Origin of the sequence: Nocardioides sp. (assembly GCF_031422975.1) — a bacterium.
Classification (GTDB): domain Bacteria; phylum Actinomycetota; class Actinomycetes; order Propionibacteriales; family Nocardioidaceae; genus Nocardioides.
Genome location: NZ_JANPEO010000188.1, coordinates 1 through 2,738, shown reverse-complemented (window position 1 = coordinate 2,738; position 2,738 = coordinate 1). Strand labels below are relative to the sequence as shown.

2 protein-coding genes are annotated in these 2,738 nt (G+C 69.4%); both read left to right on the top strand.

Annotation, left to right across the window (positions count from 1 at the left end; translation table 11 throughout):
• A partial coding sequence (locus tag RMO85_RS05905) for a glutamate synthase-related protein (protein ID WP_310527365.1) occupies positions 1 to 2,145 on the top strand: 2,145 nt, incomplete at its 5' end.
• Positions 2,138 to 2,738 (top strand): FAD-dependent oxidoreductase (locus tag RMO85_RS05900; RefSeq protein WP_310527361.1); only part of this gene is annotated, 601 nt, incomplete at its 3' end. The genes RMO85_RS05905 and RMO85_RS05900, both read left to right, overlap by 8 nt.

Genomic DNA, 2,738 nt, shown 5'->3' with positions numbered 1-2,738 from the left:
GGCGAGCCGCACCTGTTCGACCCGGAGACGGTGTTCCGGCTGCAGCACGCGACCCGCACGGGCAGCTACGAGATCTTCAAGCAGTACACCTCGCGCGTGGACGAGCAGTCCGAGCGCCTGATGACGCTGCGCGGTCTGTTCCGGTTCAAGGACGGCGAGGCCACGGGCCGCGCGCCGATCAGCATCGACGAGGTCGAGCCGGTCAGCGAGATCGTCAAGCGCTTCTCCACCGGCGCCATGTCCTACGGCTCCATCAGCCAGGAGGCGCACGAGACCCTCGCGATCGCGATGAACCGCCTCGGCGGCAAGTCCAACACCGGTGAGGGGGGCGAGGACGCCGAGCGTCTCCACGACCCCGAGCGGCGCTCGGCGATCAAGCAGGTCGCCTCCGGCCGGTTCGGCGTCACCAGCGAATACCTCACCAACGCCGACGACATCCAGATCAAGATGGCCCAGGGCGCCAAGCCCGGCGAGGGCGGCCAGCTGCCCGGCAACAAGGTCTACCCGTGGGTGGCCAAGACCCGGCACTCGACTCCCGGCGTGGGCCTGATCAGTCCGCCACCGCACCACGACATCTACTCGATCGAGGACCTCGCCCAGCTGATCCACGACCTCAAGAACGCCAACCCGTCGGCCCGCATCCACGTGAAGCTGGTCTCCGAGGTCGGCGTCGGCACGGTCGCGGCCGGTGTGTCCAAGGCGCACGCCGACGTCGTGCTCATCTCCGGCCACGACGGCGGCACCGGTGCGGCACCCCTCACGTCGCTCAAGCACGCCGGTGGGCCGTGGGAGCTCGGTCTGGCCGAGACCCAGCAGACGCTGCTCCTCAACGGCCTCCGCGACCGGATCGTCGTCCAGGCCGACGGCCAGCTCAAGACCGGCCGCGACGTCATCATCGCGGCGCTGCTCGGGGCCGAGGAGTTCGGTTTCGCCACCGCGCCCCTCGTCGTGTCGGGCTGCATCCTGATGCGCGTGTGCCACCTCGACACGTGTCCGGTGGGCGTCGCGACCCAGAACCCCGTCCTGCGTGCGCGCTACAACGGGCAGGCGGAGTACATCGTCAACTTCTTCACCTACATCGCCGAGGAGGTGCGTGAGCTCCTCGCCGAGCTCGGCTTCCGCAACCTCGACGAGGCCATCGGCCAGGTCGGGTCGCTCGACATCGAGCGAGCCGTCGGTCACTGGAAGGCGGCCGGGCTCGACCTGACGCCGATCCTGCACCAGGCCACGGCCCACGGTGAGTTCGGCCAGTTCGCCGACCAGGACCTGCGCAACACCAAGACCCAGGACCACGCCCTCGACAAGGCGCTGGACAACGAGCTGATCAAGCTCGCTGCCCCGGCGCTCGAGAACGGCGAGCCGGTCCGCGCGCAGGTCGCCGTACGCAACGTCAACCGCACGGTCGGCACCATGCTCGGCCACGAGGTGACCAAGCGCTACCGCGGCGAGGGCCTGCCCGACGGCACCATCGACATCACCCTGATCGGCTCTGCCGGGCAGTCGTTCGGTGCGTTCCTGCCTCGTGGTGTGACGCTGCGCCTCGAGGGCGACGCCAATGACTACGTGGGCAAGGGGCTGTCCGGCGGACATGTCGTCGTACGACCCGACCGCACCGCAACCTTCGAGGCCAGTGAGCAGGTCATCGCGGGCAACACGATCGGGTACGGCGCAACGTCGGGCCGGATCTTCCTGCGCGGCAAGGCCGGCGAGCGCTTCTGCGTCCGCAACTCCGGCGCGACTGCCGTGGTCGAAGGTGTTGGTGATCATGGCTGCGAGTACATGACCGGGGGAGTGGTGGTCGTGCTCGGCGCCACCGGACGCAACTTCGCGGCCGGCATGTCGGGGGGCCACGCGTTCGTGCTCGATCTCGACGAGGCCCGGGTCAACCCCGAGCTCGTCGCCCTCGGACCCGTGATCGGTGACGCGGCCGAGCAGCTCAAGACGTTGGTCACCCAGCACGGCGAGGAGACCGGCTCAACGGTCGCCGCCGCGCTCCTGGCCGACTGGGACACCGCGCTGGGCCGCTTCACCGAGGTCATGCCCCGCGACTACAAGCGAGTCCTCGACGCTCGGGCGGAGGCCCTCGCCGAGGGCCTCACCGAGGACGAGGCCAACGCCCGCATCATGGAGGTGCTGCATGGCTGACCCCAAGGGATTCCTCAAGGAGGGCCGCCAGGTCGCGACGCGTCGCGCCGTGGAGGAGCGCGTCCACGACTGGAACGAGGTCTACCCCGACGGGATCGGCCGCGCGCTGCTGCCGATCATCACGCCCCAGGCCGGTCGCTGCATGGACTGCGGCATCCCGTTCTGCCACCAGGGCTGCCCGTTGGGCAACATCATCCCGGAGTGGAACGACCTGGTCTGGCGTGACGACTGGGAGGGTGCGATCGAACGGTTGCACGCGACCAACAACTTCCCGGAGTTCACCGGTCGCTTGTGCCCGGCGCCCTGCGAGACCGCCTGCGTGCTGGGCATCAACCAGGACCCGGTGACGATCAAGAACGTCGAGGTCTCGATCATCGACAGGGCGTGGGAGTCCGGCTACGTCCGGCCCCAGCCGCCGGAGTGGCTCTCTGGCAAGACCGTCGCCGTCATCGGCTCGGGCCCGTCCGGCCTGGCCACCGCCCAGCAGCTCACCCGCGCCGGCCACGAGGTGGTGGTCTACGAGCGCGCCGACCGCATCGGCGGCCTGATGCGCTACGGCATCCCCGAGTTCAAGATGGAGAAGCGCTACCTCG